The sequence below is a fragment of the Candidatus Streptomyces philanthi genome, from assembly GCF_059553635.1.
This window is the reverse complement of record NZ_JCANQV010000636.1, coordinates 1-844: the sequence shown is the minus strand read 5'-3', so window position 1 is coordinate 844 and position 844 is coordinate 1. Positions and strand designations below refer to the sequence as shown.

1 protein-coding gene is annotated in these 844 nt (G+C 70.0%); it reads left to right on the top strand.

Going from position 1 to position 844, the window contains the following annotated elements; genetic code table 11:
• The coding region (locus tag AC51EU_RS30790; RefSeq protein ID WP_496270378.1) for an amino acid adenylation domain-containing protein at positions 1-844 on the top strand (844 nt) is incomplete at both ends.

Here is an 844-nt window from a genome sequence, read left to right as displayed (position 1 = left end):
CCTGGCACTGGCCGAGCGGCCCGGCGGCCGCTGGGACGGCACGCTGATCAGCGCCGTTCCGTCCGCGATCGGTCAGCTTCTCGCCCAGGGCGCGGTACGGGCCTCCGCCGGAATGGTCGTACTCGCGGGTGAGGCACTGACACGTCACGCCGTGGAGGCCGTACGGGAGGCCGTGCCCGGCTGCAAGGTCGCCAACCTTTACGGCCCGACCGAGGCCACGGTGTATACGACGGCGTGGCACGCCCCGGAGCATGTCGTGGGTACTCCGCCCATCGGGCGGCCGATCCGCAACCGCCGTGTCTATGTTCTCGACGGTGGTATGCGTCCCGTTCCGCCCGGTGTGGCGGGGGAGCTGTACCTCGCCGGCGGCGGATTGGCGCGCGGATATCTGGGACGTGCGGGCCTGACGGCGGAGCGGTTTGTCGCCGATCCGTTCGGCGCTCCGGGCGACCGGATGTACCGTTCGGGCGACCTCGCGCGGTGGACCACCGACGGGCAGATCGAATACCTCGGCCGTACCGACCACCAGGTCAAGGTCCGTGGTTTCCGTATCGAACTCGGTGAGATCGAGGCCGTCCTCCAGCGCCATTCCGGGATCACTCAGGTCGCGGCCGTCGTCCGGGAGGACCAGCCCGGCGAGAAGCGGCTGACCGCCTATCTCGTTCCCGCCGAGGGGGCCACCCCCGACAGCGCCGAACTGCGGGCCCATGTCGCCGCGTCACTGCCGGATTACATGGTGCCGAGTGCTTTCGTCACGCTGGATTCCCTGCCGCTCACCCCGAGCGGAAAGCTCGACCGCAATGCGTTGCCGGCGCCGGATTACGCGTCCCGTAGTACGGGGCGG